The sequence below is a fragment of the Flavobacterium defluvii genome, from assembly GCF_900129555.1.
Classification (GTDB): Bacteria; Bacteroidota; Bacteroidia; order Flavobacteriales; family Flavobacteriaceae; genus Flavobacterium; species Flavobacterium defluvii.
Map to the genome: position 1 here is coordinate 568,995 of NZ_FQWC01000002.1, position 16,312 is coordinate 585,306.

The following is a 16,312-nucleotide window of genomic DNA, read 5'->3' on the forward strand; positions in this document are numbered from 1 at the left end:
AGATTGGGATATAGTTTAATTTTGCATTATGTATGAGAGAAAAACAACACCGAACTTAAACTGTGGACTTGATCTGATAGGTGAAGTACTTTATGGCAAATGGAAGATACGTTTGCTTTGGTTTATTGATCAGGGACATAAACGTCCCAGCGAATTGCAGCGCAAAATACCGGATGCTTCACGCAGGGTTTTAAATATTCAGCTGAAGGAATTAGAGGAGCATGAACTGGTATCAAAAGTTATTTATCCTGTTGTGCCTCCCAAGGTCGAATACAGCCTGACGGATTTTGGAAAAACACTAATTCCGGTTATTTCTGTTATTGGCAATTGGGGGGATGAGCATGAAGAACGTTTACGAGCACTCATTTTAAAACGCTTAGATACAAATTATGAGATATAAAAAATTAATTATTATTTTTTTAAATATCATTCTCTTTAGTAAACTTTCTGCCCAGACGAATGTTAATGAAGAGTATTCTTTTTATAACAGTCGAATAAAAGAAGCTCCTGAATATATTTTTTCCAAATTTGTTGAAGCCGGCATGTCACCAACAAATCATGTGCTAACCGAGGCCGAACAGCAAAAAGTAGCAAAAGCTTTTTCTCTTTTACCTCCATTGCATTTGAAAATTCTTAAGGAACACCTGCATAGTATAAGTTTTATGGATAACATGCCCAATACAGCTCTGACTTCGGCGATAGAACCAGAAGGTGTAAATAAAGAATATAACATTACTTTTCGGGCCGGGATCCTGAATGAAACCATTTCAGAATGGGCTACATGGAAGGAAAAATCCCTTTATGAAATCCCTTCCGGCTCTTCATTAGAAATCCAGATTGATGGTGGTAATTTAGATGCTTTCGTGTACGTATTATTGCACGAGGCTACTCATGTTGTAGATGCTGTACTAAAATTAACGCCGCATGCAGAAGAAATAGATTCTTTGGTTAATCACACGACCTACACTAAAAATATATGGAAATTATTTAATGTTCCCGTTGCCAGATTTGTAAAACCTGAATTAGAAAAAACACGTTTTAGAAGTGGAAAGATTCAGCCTATTACAGCAGCAAAAGGTATTTATGATTCACTTCAGGAAACACCATTTGCATCTTTGTACGGAATGGCTTCATGGTATGAAGATATTGCAGAATTAGTCACGATTTATCATCTTACAGATAAATTAAACCAGCCTTTTGTGGTTTACGTTAAAGATAATGGCGAAATTAAATCCAGATTTGAGCCTATGAAAAATAAATTAGTAAAAAAGAGAATAAAGCAGCTTGATGTTTTTTATAGTTAACGGAGTTTTATAATGACACCTAAAACGGCCGCCGCAGCAATAATATATGGTTCCTGAATTTTCTTTATATAAAGCAATGCAAAAATTGCAGCAATTGCTATTAGTGCAGTTGGAATGTCAATTATACTTCTTTTAGCAATGACAGCAACAGAACCGACAAGTGCACCTACTACAACAGCTGTAATCCCTTCGACAAAAGCTTTAACAGGTTTATTTTGTGCAATTTTCTTAAACGAAGGTGCCATAATTATTGTGAAAATATAGCAGGGCAGGAAAGTAGCCAGGGCTGCTACTAATGCACCAAAAAAACCGTTAACCAGATAACCAATAAAACCTACTGTTATTACTACCGGACCCGGTGTAATCATGGCAACAGCTACCGAATCCAGAAACTGCTGTTCGCTAAGCCATTGATTTTCTATTACCACCCCCGAATGCAAAAAGGGAACAATTGCCAGGCCGCTTCCAAAAACAAAGGTACCAGCCTTGATGAAGAAAACAGCAATTTTAGTAAGTGTAGAATTCTCAAAATCCCAAAATCCCGTAAATAGCAATATTAGTGTATAAGAGTTGATGGTTTTTATATTCAGCCATTTGGGCGGTGCTTTAATAATCATATATAATAGACCGGCAGCTACAAATAAAAGGACTTGTTCTTGTTCCGTGAGATATGTTATGATAACGGCGAATATAAAAAAGAGCCATAAAATCCATTTTGATTTCAAAGAATCCCAGTTAAACTTTCCGATAGACTTTAAAGTGAGTTTATAAGAACTTAATGCAATAATACCAATTACAGCTGCACCAACACCATAAAAAACAGCCTGAATCCACGATAGTCCTCCATAAAGTCTGTAAATAATACCCAGCACCAGCACCATTAAAAAAGAAGGCAGCACGAAAGCAAAGCCTATTAATGTTGCGCCAAGGAAACGGTAATGCACAAAACCTATATAGATGCCAAGTTGTGCAGCGAGAGGGCCGGGTGCAAGCTGTGCGAGAGCGAGGCCTTCCCGATATTCATCTTCTGAGATCCATTTTCGGTTTTCAACAAGATCTTTATGCATATAGCCTACTAAAGCGACTGGACCGCCAAAGCCTATAGTTCCAAGCTTTAAAAAATAAAGGGTTAATTCTCTTAAACTATATTTTCGATTTTCATCCATGATTTGTATATTAAAATGCTATTCCAAACTGAAAACCAACAGTAAAAGAAGCCGGATGATCATTGCCAAAACGTACAGGTAAAGGAATTGCGGCAAAATAACTGCAATTGCTGCTTTTTATTAATGTTTTGTTTAGTACAGGAGTAAATCCATATCTGCCAGAGCTTTCAAAAGCAGCTCTTCCGGCAAAAGTATATCCATGTCCTAAAGCCACCAGAATTCCTGGATGAAACAGTAAATTGGTTACTTTACTAGTTCCCTGATCATCTTTTATATTTGGAACTACTTCAAAAGAAAAGCCGATTTTTTCATTTTTCCAGATGTTAATACCGGTTGGGAATCCAACAGCATAATAATCTCTGAAATTTACGGCTGTTTCATCTTTATTTATAGTAACAATAGGATGCATTATACCAAAATATCCTGTAATCTTTGGATAGGAGGTTTGCGAAAAGGAAAGTCGGGCGCTTAGCAGTAAAATAAAAAGAAAGATGGATTTCAAAGACATTGGTTTTGTTTTTATATAGTTATAAAAACAAAATTACAAGTAAGAAAAAGCTACTAATAGAATGCTTTTTACCTTTTGTATATTTATTACTTTTTTTGAATCTTTTTTCGGTAAGCAGACGGGTTTTTGCCAGTATGAGCTTTGAAAATCCTTGTAAAATGGCTCTGATCAGAAAAACCAGTCATGTAAGCAATCTCGGTAAGGGTATAAGAGGTATTCTCGATTAAATTTACTGCTTTTTCGATTCTTTGTTTTCTGACATAATCCCCAAAATTTAATTCTTCAAAATATTTCGAAAACTCCCTTGACAAATATGATGGGTTCAAATCCAGTTCGTTAGATATTTTCTTTAAGTCAAAAGCGAATTGAGCGTCAATCTGGTCCTGAATAAGATCTTTTAAATCTTTAACCCATGACGGGGTTTTTCCAGCTGTTTTTTTGTCCTTAAGAAATTTATTGTAGACCTCATGCAGTAAATTTTCAAAAGGGCTGTTAGTTAGGTGTTTCTGTTTATATAAATGCGAAGCCCAGCTGTAAAGTGCATCATATAGCACCATACCCATTTCGAGAAGTTTATGATCGTCGGTAATATTATAGGAAAGTCCTGCTGATATGGCCCAAAGTCCTGCAGATTCTGATGCTATATCATGTAGGTCAGTGTCTGCCCCGCGCACAATTCCTGCAATTATCAAAACCGCAGGATCTTCAATTTGGTATTTTTTAATAATATAGTCAAAAGTGCACTGATCCTCATAATGGGTAAATTCAACATCAGGGATGTCAAAAGGAACAGCATTATATTTTGCAGCTTTTTCCAGTACCTGTTCAAAAGGTACATAAATGAATTCAGCTTCTTGGTCAACAAATTTTCTAATGAGCCACGGACAGGCAATACGGTCTATTTTTGGTCTTTCTCTTGTGATCCATTTCATAAGTCAGCAGAGCTTTTAAGTATCTTCGCTAAAGTACATATTTTTTTATTTTACATTGAATTAATTCAAAATACCTATTACTTGAGTTTCGACTGAATAAATTCATTAAGTATTTCCTGAGTAGAATGTTCTACATCACCGGCAATAAGTTCTGTAGAATTCAGTAAATAATTGTCAATAAATGCAAAGGCCGCTGTTTCGGTTTCATTAAATCGTTTTACGGAATCCTGCTCACTAGAAGCATTGTAACTGAATTCGAGAAAAGCTTTCAGTTCAGATTCAAATTGCTGTAGTAATTGGCTCATTTGACAAAATTTAAATTAAACATTCAATCAGCAGCGACACTTATCAAAATGCAGTGGCAATCTAAATATAAATTCTGGTAAATTCTTACAGGACAAATTACATTATTTACATGATTTTATGATTCTGAGTATTTAAAGTGTTGAGGTTTCGTGTTCTTTATAGAAAAATCCAGAAAACGATCTTAATAATCTTTAAGGCATAAAATAACAGAAAAAAGAGAAAATCTTAAAAATTGAAGATTTCCTCTTTGGTATATTTTAAATCTAACTGATTTATTAAATGCCAAGAAAAGCTGAAACTGCAGCATTGATGTCTTTTCGTTGTAAGTCCATTGAGTACTGCTTCGTTAGAAATAGGGCAGCTCCATTTTCCTGAGCAAACTTTTTATCGATTTCACTCGACGAAGTACTATAGATTATAATAGGTATATCGAGCAGACTCGTCTCTTTTTTTATCTCCAGAAGAAAAGTTCTCCCGTCCATTACAGGCATATTAAGATCAAGGAAAATCAGTTCTGGTTTCTTAAAAGAGCCTGATTTTAATTTCTCAAAGGCTGCTGCGCCATTTTCTGCTTCCTGATACGCAATTGACGGATGTTCTTCCTGCAGGAGTTCCGCAAAAATTTCACGGTCGTCCGGGTCATCATCAATTAAAAAGATGGTTTTCATAAGTTTATTTAATGGGATGTAAATATACTCTTTTCCCCACGACTTTACTATTATGGCTTGTTTTTTTCATGTATTTCCGGAATAATGATTGTAAATGTTGTGCCAATGCCTTCCTGAGATGCAGCAGTGATTAATCCGTTATGGTTTTGCAGTATTTTTCGGCACATAGCAAGGCCAATTCCCGTGCCCGAAAACTGATCGTTTCCGTGAAGACGCTGAAATATATTAAAAATCTGTTCAGCATATTGTTGTGAAAAACCGATACCGTTGTCCTGTACTTCAATCTGTATGTACGCATATTCAGTGTTAAGCTGCTCGAGGCTGATTTCAGATTCTGATAATTTTTCCCATCTTATAGAAATTTCAGGAGAAATACCCTCTCTGGTGTATTTTAAAGCGTTGGAAATAAGGTTTCCGAATAACTGTGACATCTGCAGCGCAATAGCTTCAATTACCGGAAGCTCCTGCATTTGGATTACAGCATTTTTCTGTTCGATAATCAGATCAAAATCCATCAATATATCGTTGAGCACTTCATTTAAATCTACTTTTTCGAACTGCTGGGCAATATTTGAAAGTCTGGAGAATTGAAGCACATCTTTGATGAGGTTTTCCATTCTTCTGGCAGAACTCATTATCTTGTCGATGTAAAGATTAACTTTTTCGGGATTTTTATCCAGGTTGTTTTTCAGCATGTCCGTAAAAACGCTTATTTTCCTTACGGGTTCCTGCAAGTCATGCGAAGCAATATAAGCAAACTGTGAAAGTTCGCGGTTGTTGACTTCCAATTCGGCATTGACTGCATGAAGTTCGGCTGTTCTTTCTTTTACTTTAAAAGTAAGTTCCTGCTGCAGTTCCCTTTCTTTGGTAATGTCCTGAGCAGTTCCAGAGATAAATTCCGTCTTTCCTTCTTTATTATAAATAATCTGTGCGTTGGCATGGATAATGCGTACCTGCCCGGTTACTTTATTAGTGATTGGAAATTCATAATCGTAAAACGGTTCACGCTGATGACTTAAGGCTTCATCTAATGTCAACGTTACTTTCTCTCGGTAGGGTTCGTTTATCAGTTCCAGAAATTCGTTACGATTGGCAGTATTTTTTTCTAATCCTAGCCAGTTTTTAAAACGATCCGAACATGTTATACTGTTGTCAGATGCATTTAGTATCCATGTAGAAAGTTCTGCGAGTTCTATAGCACCCGAAAGTGCTTGTCGTGTTTCTTCCAGTTTTTTTGATGCCATGACCTGATCGGTTACGTCTACAGCAATATCCATAATGCCGTATACCTCTCCTTTAGAATCTTTAATAGGGGTATAAGTAAATTCAAAGTAATATGTACTCAGCTGTCCGTTAATCCTTAAATCAGCCGGCATGGCATGACCGTAATAAGTCTCACCCGTGCGGTAAACTTCCTGAAGTATATCCAGAAACGGCTGGCCTTTAAGTTCGGGTACAGCTTCTATTAGCGGCTGTCCGATCACGGATCTGTCTTTGCCCCAATAACTTACAATAATATCATTGGCAATCTCAATTTTCATATCATGTCCTGTAAAAAGACAAATACCTACAGGAGATTGCTCAATCATGGCAGTAACTTTGTATTCGCTTTCGGTTACGGCTTTTCGGTTCGAAATGATTTCATCAATATCCATACAGAAACCGGCATAACCACCATACTGGCCGTCAGTGTCATAAAATGGATCACCTGCAGCCCTGCACCAGACAAGATCCCCCGAATTTTTTACAGCCCTAAAAAGCACGTCAAAATGTGTCCTGTTTTCAAGAGCCTGCAGATAGGCTTGTTTTGCTTGTTTATAATCCTCTTCGTAAATTATACTTGTCCAGTTACCTGCCAAGAGTTCTTCATAAGGAATACCTGTAAAATCGATCAGTGTTTTATTAAAATAAGAAAGTTTTCCCTCGGTATTAGAAAGCCATAACCCGGTAGGGGAACTGTCTGTAACGTTCTGGAAAAGCCGGTCGGCTTCAAGTTTTGTTCTTTCCAGACGACTCTCTGCCTGCTGTAGTGCCAAACGGCTGTTTTCCTGTTCTGTAATATCAGCAATGGTCCCTGAAAAAGCAGCAGTTTTTCCGTGGGCATTGTATATCCTGGCTGCAGATACGGCAATGCGGTGAATGCTTCCATCATCCCAAATCACTCTGGGCGTATAATAGAAAGTTCCTGTTTCTATACCGTTTTGAATGGCATGCGTTCTTAAATGAAGGTCTTCGGGATGTACATATTTTAGAAAATCCTTCCTTGTAAAATTTGATTTTATATTACCTGACATTATCAGGCTGAATTCGGGAGAATATTCAATGCTGTTTGCGGCGTAATCAACATTAAAAAGACCAAGCCCCATACTTTTAATGGTCAGGTCAGAGAGCTGGCGCGATTTAAGTAGTTCCTCGGCGGCTTTTTTATGTGCTGTTACATCCTGAAGTGTACCGTTGAAACGGTAAGGTATCTTATTATCATCAAACCATGCCTTACCAAGTGCATGTACTATAGTTTTAATTTTAGTAATTGGATTTATGATAGTATATTCAATATCAAATTTACCTCCTGATTTATAATCGAGAGTCTTTTCAATGGATTGTATAACCCGTTCTCTGTCAGTTTCTGCAATCGCTTCTAAAGCTTTTGTAAGTTGTATTTCCTCATCAGATTTTAGACCGAACCAGTTTTTAAGCCTTTCATTGGCAGAAAAACGCCTTGTCTGCGGATTTAGGTCAAATGTTCCGAACTCAGCGGCATTGATGGCAAATTCCAGTTCTTCTTTGCTTTGCTTCAGGTTTAGGCTGTATTTTACTTTTTCTGTAGTTTCATTACATATTACCAGCACGCCTTTGATCTGACGCTCGTCATCTCTTACAGGGCTGTAGCTGAAAGTCCAGTACACGTCTTCCATTTTACCATTACGAAAAATCGGCAGCAGCAGGTCATCATACCATACACTTTCTCCAGTGGTTAGAACTTTTGTTATAAGAGGATAAATAAAGTCCCATATTTCCGGCCAGCAGTCAATTCCTTTCTGTCCCATCGCTTGGGGATGCTTACCCTCATTACCAAAACTTGGGCGATAAGAGTCATTGTAAAATTGAACCAGATCGTTTCCCCACCATAAAAACATTGGAAACTTTGAGGAAAGGAGGGTAGAAAGTGTGTTTTTTAGGTTTTCCGGCCATTTATCCGGGCTGCCTAAAATATGATTGTCCCAATCAATTTGTCCAATAATCTGGGCAGATTCGCCGCCATTCTGAAGAAAATAATATTCTTGTTTATTTTTCTGGTTGTTCAAATTTATAATTTTATATAAGGAATTGGAGTTGCACCAGTTTTTTGTAAAGGTAAAAGTAGTCAAATTTACTAAATGAAACCGCTTGTCCTTACTATGTCTGATTGCTTTTTCGAAATTAGAATAACCAAAGCTCATCTATATAACGACAATACAATCAAAGGAACTTTTATTTATTTTTTAAGTCTGCTGAAGTCACCAATCTGGATTATTTTGTTTTTTCGCAAAATACATTTCGGAAAAACCTTCTTCAAAAAAATCTGGTTCAAAAGTTTCGGAAATCTCTACGTTGTCATTGTAAATTGTACCAGAAATTCCGGCATTTGTGGAAGTTTGAGGAGCAATATTGCATTGTGCTGCATAATTATGCAGGTAATAGTAGTTTTCGTATTCCATAGATGCAGAATTTAAATTTACAGGAACGTTTTCCCTTCCTCTGTTTTGCTGATATAAATTTAAAATACACGGAATTAAAAAATCTTATATAATTTCAGCAGGAAGTTTCTAAATTTTCATTTTTCAAAATAAAATAAATACTTTCCGGAGGTAAAGTATTTTTACAAGTATGCATAAATAAAAAAACTGCAGGACTATCGCCTGCAGTTTTTAGGTCCAGCTAATTCTTACAGATGATCCGGCATCCAGTTCATACCTGCCGGAAGTATTTGTTTTTAGTTCTGCATATTTTGCAGTGTTTTTTTGTTCTACTTTAATTTTTTTTAGGTCAGTTTTGGATATCCCTATAAATTCCAACGAAGCTTTGAAGCGATTGTCTCCGGTTATATGAAAGGTGAGGGCTTTTTTTCCCAGGCGAAGTTTCGCGATTGGATAATTGATATAAGCTGTTCCTTTGAGCGGCTCTATCTTAAAATACTGTCTTGGGATAATCCCAAACGGCAGTCCGGCCCCATATACTTCTTGTCCTACACCGCCTGATTTTTCCCAGCCGTCGTGAAGGTCTTCCAGCGGTATCCAAAGCTCTTTTTGTATTTCTCCTGTTTTTATTTCCTTGTCTATGATGTCTTCTGGCAGCAGTGGCGGATAATAATATGCGAGCCTTGATGCGGCATATTTAATAAATTCAGGAAGCAGTATTTTAAGTGAAGGAAGAATAGGGAGACCGTCGGTGACTTCCATATAATGATGCAATGCAGCGAATACTTCAAATTCTTCATAAGCTGCTGTATAAGGCGCATCGTTAAGAGGAAATACTGAAAAGAAATTCGGAAAATTTTTTCCATATCCGTAACCACAATCCCAGAGCTGAACATTCTTGAATATTCCCGCCAAGCAGCTATAGCTAAGGCTAAGATATTTTTCATCCTGAGTTTCACGGTACATCTCGGCAAGAGCACCGGCTGTAAATGCCGTATTATTCGCCTGATAGAATATATGAAAGCCCAGGCCTTCCAGATGTTTGACCGCTTTGGCAGCCTCGGTAAAGAAGCGCTTTTCTCCTGTAAGTTTGTAGGCTAAAAACATGATGTGAGCATAAGAGCCCGGTACATCTTTCTCGCCTCCATTTCCGGGAGATGTCTCGGCTTTAATAACCTCAAGGGTTGTCATTTTGTAGAAAACAGGCCAGTTGTAGTCAAAGTGACGTGCCACTTTAATGGCATAATCAATAGAATCCAGAAAAAGTCTTTCTGCAGTTTTGTCCCCACGCAGAGCCAGACGTGCAAGATTGAGAAGGGGATGATGGAGATACCAAGAGTCCATGACCATTTCCTTTTTTTGTTCTTCGGATTTGTCAAGCTGATTTTCGCGTGCCGGATGCCACCTCACTATGGATTTCACCCTATCGTCATAAAAATCTGTTATGCCGCGGCTTAGATCATCATAAACAGGATGAGTCTGCTGCGACCAAATCAGATATTCCTGTAGAGGCAGCAGTACGGCGAGCTGCACCATTATTTCTGCCGGGGTGTCATAATCTCCCGCATAAGCGTTCAGGTAAGGAGTACCATTGATAACAGTCCAGCATCCTTTATTAAGGTAAAGGGAATTGAGTGCCTGCTGCGCAATAGCAAGCCAGTCCTGATATTGTGGTTCTGGCTTAGGAAGCAGCAGGTATATTTCAGATAAAAAATCAAGGAAGGCTGCACTTAGTTCAGTGGCTTTTTCTAAGACCTTTTCTTCCAGAATTACAAAAGCATCCGAAATTGTATAAGGGATGCCTTCCGGCACCGGTATATCGGGATTAACAGGAAACTGGAAACCTATCTCAGGCCACTCTCCTCCAACAGTTTCCGATAGGGAAGTCTTTGTGGCATCGCAGTAGGCAGACATCGCTGTAAGGTTCTGAAAATAAAATACCGACCCGTTACTGGGTTTGTTCATACTAAAAAAAAGATGTCCGGAACGGGCGCCAGTCTGTTTCACATGCACAGTGCCAATTGTATTCTCAATCCTTCCGGTCTTGGTTAGCTGTACAATGTCTCTCGGCCAAAAAGGAATCAGAAAAGGGAAGGAGGCTGTAAATACTGTTGTATATCGAAAAATTGTATGACGGCTTTTGGGAAAAGTAACTGTAATGGTATAGTTGCCTAACCTTGTAGATGCTTTTATCTCCAGGCCTTTCTGAGTTCTTGTAACGGAGGTTTTCCCGAATATCCCGTTTATGCCAAAAGCCAGCCTGAAGGCAGTTGTTCCGGCCTGAGGGTTTTCAACGGTAAGCCAAAGAGAATCTCCGGCATTCAATATCTGAAGCTTGTACTGCTGCAGGGACAATTTGTATAGAAGTTTACTGTTCTGGATATCTGACTGTGCTGCAGCTGTCCAAGGTGTTACGGGATTTATCATAGTGCAGTTTTTAGTGGTTAGATAATAAGCAGTGCTGAATCAGTTTAATATAAACGAAAATGTCGAATCTAAAGCTTTAAAGAGATCTTCGAAAAAACAGTAATGTCCGAAATAAGCATTCGGACATGACCTCAAAAAAAATATATAAAAATAAAATAAAGTAAAATGATGTTAAATCTTTATGGAAAGACCCGCAGCGGCAAATTTCTGCGAATCGGCATGCATCAGGCCGGTACCTGCGGTTATGTCCAGCTGCACATCAGAGCTTAAGATAAATAGCAAGGCGGCGTCTGTCATGTTTTCTGCATGATGATGTGATACTACTGTACCATAAGTTTCTACCACCAATTTAATTTTTTTGGTAATAGCGTGATCGGCTGAGAAGGTATAGATGTATTCGGGCTGGAGGTTATTCGGAAGCCATTGCACACCGGCATTATAGCCTATATGTGCCTTAGAAGATACTTCGTGCTGTGCCAGAAGGCGAAGTTCTGGACTGTATTTATCTTCCTGAAATGCTTTGTCTGCCATCCACGGGATAAAAACACGTCCGAGTAGTGCCAAATCAGGAATTCCGCCTTTATGATCCAACACGTGATATTTAAATCCAGCTGCTGAAGGCTGTATTCCCATCTGTGACTGTCCATTTTCTTTTGTAAACTGAAAAGCAGTTTCAAAGCGCAGTTCGGCATTTTTAAAAATTCCGTATCGCAATACTGCCTGCGGTGATTCAATTGTCTGGTGACCGTTTTGTTTTTCATAATGAAAGCCGCTTTCTATCTGTAAATGCTTTGCAGGTACAGTAAACGGACTTTCCGTTTCATTAGGACGATCGGTCTGAATCTGTTGTGCATTAGCTGTACTGGATAACAGAAAGGTAATAAAAATTATATATGGTAGTAGTTTCATAAGCTGTTTTTGAATTGCATTATTATTCTTACTGCTAAAGTAAAAATGGAATAATTAGAATTTTTATATTTCAAAGGCAGTCCCTTACAAAATCTGCATGTATAATATTCGAAAAAAAGAAACAGCAGCTAGTAAGACCATACTGCTGTTTTTAATCAGTTTTCAAAATTTCGAAAACAATCTTTTTTATCTTTTTCTGGAATTCTCTTGCTGTGCAGGCACCAGCAAAGAGTCCATAAACTTTGCCGTTATAATGGTTCCTTGTTCGTCTTCCCACTGTGTAATGACGTTTTCTATTAGGTCGGGTTCAAAACCTATGACTTTCATGACAGGTCCGCCGAATTCCTGGCGAACTTCTTGTCCCTTTTTTAATGCAATATCCATTGTTTTTTAGTTTTGTTTTTATATTTTTTATTATCTAAGTATTACGATTGTTTGCTCAAGAAGTGATTCCTTTAAATGTTCAAAACCATTTAAAGGTTATTTTCTGAATTTATTCACCTGTTTCCATATTAGGAGCATCGACGGGTTTTGATTGTGAAGATCCTATCTGTCTCAAATAAATAGAAAGCATAATGATAGCAAATACCGAGAGAAATTCGCTCTGCCAGTTCTGAAAGGATTCAAACCAGAAACGTGAATCAAGCAAATAATCTCCTGCCGACTCTACGGGCAGACCTTTAAGTGACTGCTGTAGGTTTTCGTCCTTAAGGCTTCCGTAGAAATGAAGGGCAAACGAAACCATAAAAAGCAGCAGGAGAGCAATACTCAATGAATGTTTGTAAATAGCAAGTACCCAGCCTCCTTTTTTAACTGCAGCCGGTGCATTTTTTCTGTCTGGTGAAGGTTCACGATCAACTCCCTCTTCCTTGTCCAGATCTTTGGATTCCGAGGAGCCTTTTTGCATTAAAAAGATGGTGAATAGTACAAACAGCGCCATTTGCAGGAATTCGCTTTCCCAGTTTTCAAATGTAGACTGGATAAAATGTCCTGATGAGAGGTATGAGCCGATTTCGACTGGAGGCGCATGCTGTTCGGCCAGTTCTTTGTTATATTCCTTAAGGCCAAAAATTATTTGTCCCCCCATTGATACTGCAAATAAAAGCAGAAAACAGATGGAGAGACCGTTATTACGAAGAAATGTTTTCATAGCTGTATTTTTATATATAAATTTCTATATATTCCTACAGCTTTATTTATATTTTTCGAAACAGAAATTATAAAATTACAGGTATGAATTTATCTCTATCTTTCTTTTGTAAGATGTAATTTTATAAAGTTCAGGGAGGAATTAATCTATAAAGTAACAGTCGAAGTAATTAGTATTTCTACTTATGTTCTGTCACTTTACAGCTGCATCAATTTGAATGTTTATTTTATTTGAAACCTTGTTTTTAACGAGACTTGGTATCTTAATATTAAAATCATCTGCATTTACAGAAAAACTAGATAAAATAGTAATTCCCGTTACAGACTTGCATATTCTTGCTGTGGTTTTTATATCTTTTGATTTTCCGTGAAGTTCCAATTTTCCTTTAATGACAAAAGATTTAAAATCTGCAGTTAGGCTGTTAAGATCAAATCCTTCTATTTTTCCTCTAAATACCGCTTTTGGATATTGGTCACTTTCAATATAATTTTCATTAAAGTGTTCTTCCATTAAAGCGACCTTAAATTGAAAACCTTTCATAAGGGCTAAACTAGCGATTTCTCCTGTTTGAGGATTCAAAACAAAAGTAACATTGTTATTTACTGCCTTGACTTCTTCAAAAGATGGAACAGAGGCTTCAAAAGTAACTTTCCCTGATTTACCTATCATTTTTACTTGCGAAATGCCAATTGCGCAAGTAAACAGCAATGCAATGAGTATGATTTTTTCCATTTTTTTGTTTTTACATTTTTATAAAATCATTCTGTTTTGTTTAGTTCTATTTTAGAACCGCAATAATTTGAATTTTGACTTTATTATCCAGTTTATATTTTATAAGTGTTGGAATTGGAATATTAAAATCACTCGCATTTACTTCAAAATCAGAAATAAAAGTAATTCGGGAACCCGATCTTGTAATTTTTGCATAAGTATTTATATCCTTAGATTTTCCATGAACTTCTAGTTTTCCTTTTACAGGGTAATCTTTATAATCTTCTGTTAGACTTTTCATGTCGAACCCTTCGATTTGTCCTCTAAAAATGGCTTTTGGATACTTATCGGTTTCCATATAATTTTCATTAAAATGTTCTTCCATTAATGCCATTTCAAATTGAAATCCTTTCATTAAAGCGAGACTGGCTAATTCTCCTGTTGCGGGATTTAAAACAAAAGTTACGTTGCTGTTGGTTCCCATAACCGGTTGAAAAGAAGGTACAGAAGCTTCAAGAGTTAATGTTGCCGATTTTGTTATTATTTTTTCTTGCGAAAAAACAATAAAAGAAGCCAATATCATTGGCATTATTATGATTTTTTTCATGTTCATATCATAGATTACTTTTCTAATAATCCATCCTGATTCCATTTATTTATAATATCAATTGTAGTTTGAGGCAGTCTGGGCCCGCCCTGAGGCATTAATGCACTATTTCCGTTTTCTAAAGAAATTCGTGTAAGCAATCCTCTGTTTAAAACAGCATTTTTAACCTGATCATAAGTAACTAAAGACATTGGAGCGCCATTTTTAGGAACTGCTGCATGGCATACAATACAATTATTATCGATAATGGATTTTACATTTTGATTGTATGTTGCCAAACCATTAATCGGTGTGTTTTCAGTTAAGGTACTTGGATCATCATTGGCACAACTTGCACAAATTGAAGCTAATGAAGAGATGACGAAAAGGGTTTTTACATTCATGATATTGGTTTTTTAGTTATAAAAAATGAGATGCTTTTAAGAATTATAAAGCATTTCGAAATTATATACGTTGAAAAAGGTAATACAGATTTACCAGGAATGGATATTTAATACTTGAAATCCAATAGGTGTTTTTTAACGTAGATAATTCCAAATACTAAAAACCAGTTATGAGAAAAAAAATACTAATTGCCATTTCACTTTTTATATTAATCGGAATTTCAGCTTGCCTTTACATCTACAAAGGGCATAGGGATATAGAATCAGAAACTGCCGATTATGTTGTAACCGTTAACGAACTAGAAAAAGAGTTTGCTTCAAACGACAGTCTGGCTAACATTAAATATCAGGACAAAACAATTGAATTAACCGCACCTGTAACAAGTATTGACAAAGCAGGTAATGGGATTGTTATGAGCGAAAAAATATTTGTGACATTCAAAAATGGTTTGCCGCAAAATATTATATCCGGAAAAAGCCTAAAAATTAAGGGACGTTTTTTAGGATATGACGAATTGCTTCAGGAATTTAAAATAGACCAATCTTCAGTTGTACACTAATACCATTAACAATTTAAAAACTAACCTCATGAAAAATTTCATTTTATTACTTTTATTATTTCCGCTGTTAACCTTTTCGCAGACCGATTTGTTGTCTGGTGTAGAAACGCCTGCTACAAAAGAAAAAGTGACATCTGCATTTAAAGCGCTAAAGATTGTTAATCTGGAATCTACAAAACTGGCTGCAAAAGGCGATTTGTATTTTGTTGTTGCACACCGATTTGGTTCTATTAAAGATGGTTTTGAAGGTTTCTACGGATTGGATAATGCCAATACGCAAATAAAATTTATTTATGGTATAACAAATGGATTTAACGTAAGTGCAGCCAGAAGCGAATTTGCTTATGACTTTGCAACAAAATATATGTTGTTTCCTCAAATAAAAGATGGTTTTCCTGTCACTATCGCCGGATTTAATAGTTTGTCAATTAACAACACGTTGAAAGAAAGTTTGTATCCCAAACTTCAATTTAAAGACAGGCTGACTTATGTGGCACAGCTGTTAATTTCAAGAAAATTTTCTGAAAGATTATCTTTAGAAATTGTCCCGTCATTTTTTCATCAAAATTTTGTTGAAGATATTGATCAAAGCAATTCTCAATATGCCGTGGGGTTTGGAGGCAGATATAAATTTGCTAAGCGCTGGTCTTTAAATATGGACTATGCAGCGCATTTAAACAGGGCACCAAATTCTCTTTATAAAAATCCACTATCTATAGGTTTTGATTTAGAAACCGGCGGACACGTTTTTCAAATGCATTTTACCAGTTCTCAGGCAATTGATGAAGCCGGATATCTAGGCAGAACAACTGGTGACTGGACAAAAGGTGATATATTCTTTGGATTTAATCTATCCAGAGTATTCTAGGATTTTCTTTATAATCAAATTATTAGGTTATTTCTGTATTTAAAATAATTCTAAATTGATGTATTTGCAACTATTTTTAAAACCGTACAGATAAAGTAATCGTAGATAGTGTTAAAAACATATTAAAAATTGATAA

At 36.6% G+C, this 16,312-nt stretch carries 18 protein-coding genes; 4 read left to right on the forward strand and 14 right to left on the reverse strand.

Annotated features, from left to right (window positions below; genetic code table 11):
- Window positions 1-28: 28 nt before the first annotated feature.
- Both BUC29_RS06700 and BUC29_RS06705 read left to right on the forward strand, forming a co-directional pair.
- Window positions 29-400, forward strand: a complete 372-nt coding sequence (locus tag BUC29_RS06700; protein ID WP_073414592.1) for a winged helix-turn-helix transcriptional regulator — start codon at window positions 29-31, stop codon at window positions 398-400.
- On the forward strand, window positions 390-1,304 hold the full coding sequence (locus BUC29_RS06705) for a hypothetical protein (protein WP_208610042.1): 915 nt from the start codon (window positions 390-392) through the stop codon (window positions 1,302-1,304). Before BUC29_RS06700 ends, BUC29_RS06705 begins: the two co-directional genes overlap by 11 nt.
- Here BUC29_RS06705 and BUC29_RS06710 read toward each other — a convergent pair.
- From BUC29_RS06710 to BUC29_RS06775, 14 genes are all read right to left on the reverse strand, one after another.
- A complete protein-coding gene (locus tag BUC29_RS06710; protein WP_073414594.1) occupies window positions 1,301-2,470 on the reverse strand; it encodes a chromate transporter in 1,170 nt (389 codons plus the stop codon). The two genes, BUC29_RS06705 and BUC29_RS06710, sit on opposite strands and share 4 nt — an antisense overlap.
- Window positions 2,471-2,480: 10 nt before the next feature.
- Window positions 2,481-2,978: a hypothetical protein gene (locus BUC29_RS06715; RefSeq protein ID WP_073414596.1), complete on the reverse strand. Its 498-nt coding sequence runs from the start codon at window positions 2,976-2,978 to the stop codon at window positions 2,481-2,483.
- 86 nt (window positions 2,979-3,064) lie between these two features.
- On the reverse strand, window positions 3,065-3,910 hold the full coding sequence (locus BUC29_RS06720) for a chromate resistance protein ChrB domain-containing protein (RefSeq protein WP_073414598.1): 846 nt from the start codon (window positions 3,908-3,910) through the stop codon (window positions 3,065-3,067).
- 77 nt (window positions 3,911-3,987) lie between these two features.
- Entirely contained in the window at window positions 3,988-4,215 is a 228-nt protein-coding gene (locus tag BUC29_RS06725; protein ID WP_073414600.1) for a hypothetical protein, read from the reverse strand.
- Window positions 4,216-4,491: 276 nt separating this feature from the next.
- Window positions 4,492-4,884: a response regulator gene (locus BUC29_RS06730; RefSeq protein ID WP_073414602.1), complete on the reverse strand. Its 393-nt coding sequence runs from the start codon at window positions 4,882-4,884 to the stop codon at window positions 4,492-4,494.
- A 50-nt stretch (window positions 4,885-4,934) separates the two neighbouring features.
- Window positions 4,935-8,189: a PAS domain-containing sensor histidine kinase gene (locus tag BUC29_RS06735; RefSeq protein ID WP_167369522.1), complete on the reverse strand. Its 3,255-nt coding sequence runs from the start codon at window positions 8,187-8,189 to the stop codon at window positions 4,935-4,937.
- 192 nt (window positions 8,190-8,381) lie between these two features.
- A complete protein-coding gene (locus BUC29_RS06740; RefSeq protein ID WP_073414606.1) occupies window positions 8,382-8,582 on the reverse strand; it encodes a hypothetical protein in 201 nt (66 codons plus the stop codon).
- A gap of 210 nt (window positions 8,583-8,792) precedes the next feature.
- Window positions 8,793-10,988, reverse strand: coding sequence for a hypothetical protein (locus BUC29_RS06745; protein WP_073414608.1), 2,196 nt, complete (start codon window positions 10,986-10,988; stop codon window positions 8,793-8,795).
- A 171-nt stretch (window positions 10,989-11,159) separates the two neighbouring features.
- Complete coding sequence (locus BUC29_RS06750; RefSeq protein ID WP_073414610.1) at window positions 11,160-11,897, reverse strand: transporter; 738 nt, start codon at window positions 11,895-11,897, stop codon at window positions 11,160-11,162.
- 186 nt (window positions 11,898-12,083) lie between these two features.
- Window positions 12,084-12,281, reverse strand: a complete 198-nt coding sequence (locus BUC29_RS06755; RefSeq protein WP_073414612.1) for a hypothetical protein — start codon at window positions 12,279-12,281, stop codon at window positions 12,084-12,086.
- A gap of 109 nt (window positions 12,282-12,390) precedes the next feature.
- Window positions 12,391-13,047, reverse strand: a complete 657-nt coding sequence (locus BUC29_RS06760; RefSeq protein WP_073414614.1) for a DUF6766 family protein — start codon at window positions 13,045-13,047, stop codon at window positions 12,391-12,393.
- Between the two features lie 192 nt (window positions 13,048-13,239).
- Entirely contained in the window at window positions 13,240-13,779 is a 540-nt protein-coding gene (locus BUC29_RS06765) for a YceI family protein (protein ID WP_073414616.1), read from the reverse strand.
- Between the two features lie 46 nt (window positions 13,780-13,825).
- Complete coding sequence (locus tag BUC29_RS06770; RefSeq protein WP_073414938.1) at window positions 13,826-14,365, reverse strand: YceI family protein; 540 nt, start codon at window positions 14,363-14,365, stop codon at window positions 13,826-13,828.
- Window positions 14,366-14,379: 14 nt separating this feature from the next.
- A complete protein-coding gene (locus BUC29_RS06775; RefSeq protein WP_073414618.1) occupies window positions 14,380-14,748 on the reverse strand; it encodes a hypothetical protein in 369 nt (122 codons plus the stop codon).
- A 170-nt stretch (window positions 14,749-14,918) separates the two neighbouring features.
- Here BUC29_RS06775 and BUC29_RS06780 point away from each other — a divergent pair, with 170 nt between their 5' ends.
- Both BUC29_RS06780 and BUC29_RS06785 read left to right on the forward strand, forming a co-directional pair.
- Complete coding sequence (locus tag BUC29_RS06780) at window positions 14,919-15,308, forward strand: OB-fold protein (protein WP_073414620.1); 390 nt, start codon at window positions 14,919-14,921, stop codon at window positions 15,306-15,308.
- Between the two features lie 28 nt (window positions 15,309-15,336).
- Window positions 15,337-16,176: a DUF5777 family beta-barrel protein gene (locus tag BUC29_RS06785; protein WP_073414622.1), complete on the forward strand. Its 840-nt coding sequence runs from the start codon at window positions 15,337-15,339 to the stop codon at window positions 16,174-16,176.
- Window positions 16,177-16,312: the final 136 nt, after the last annotated feature.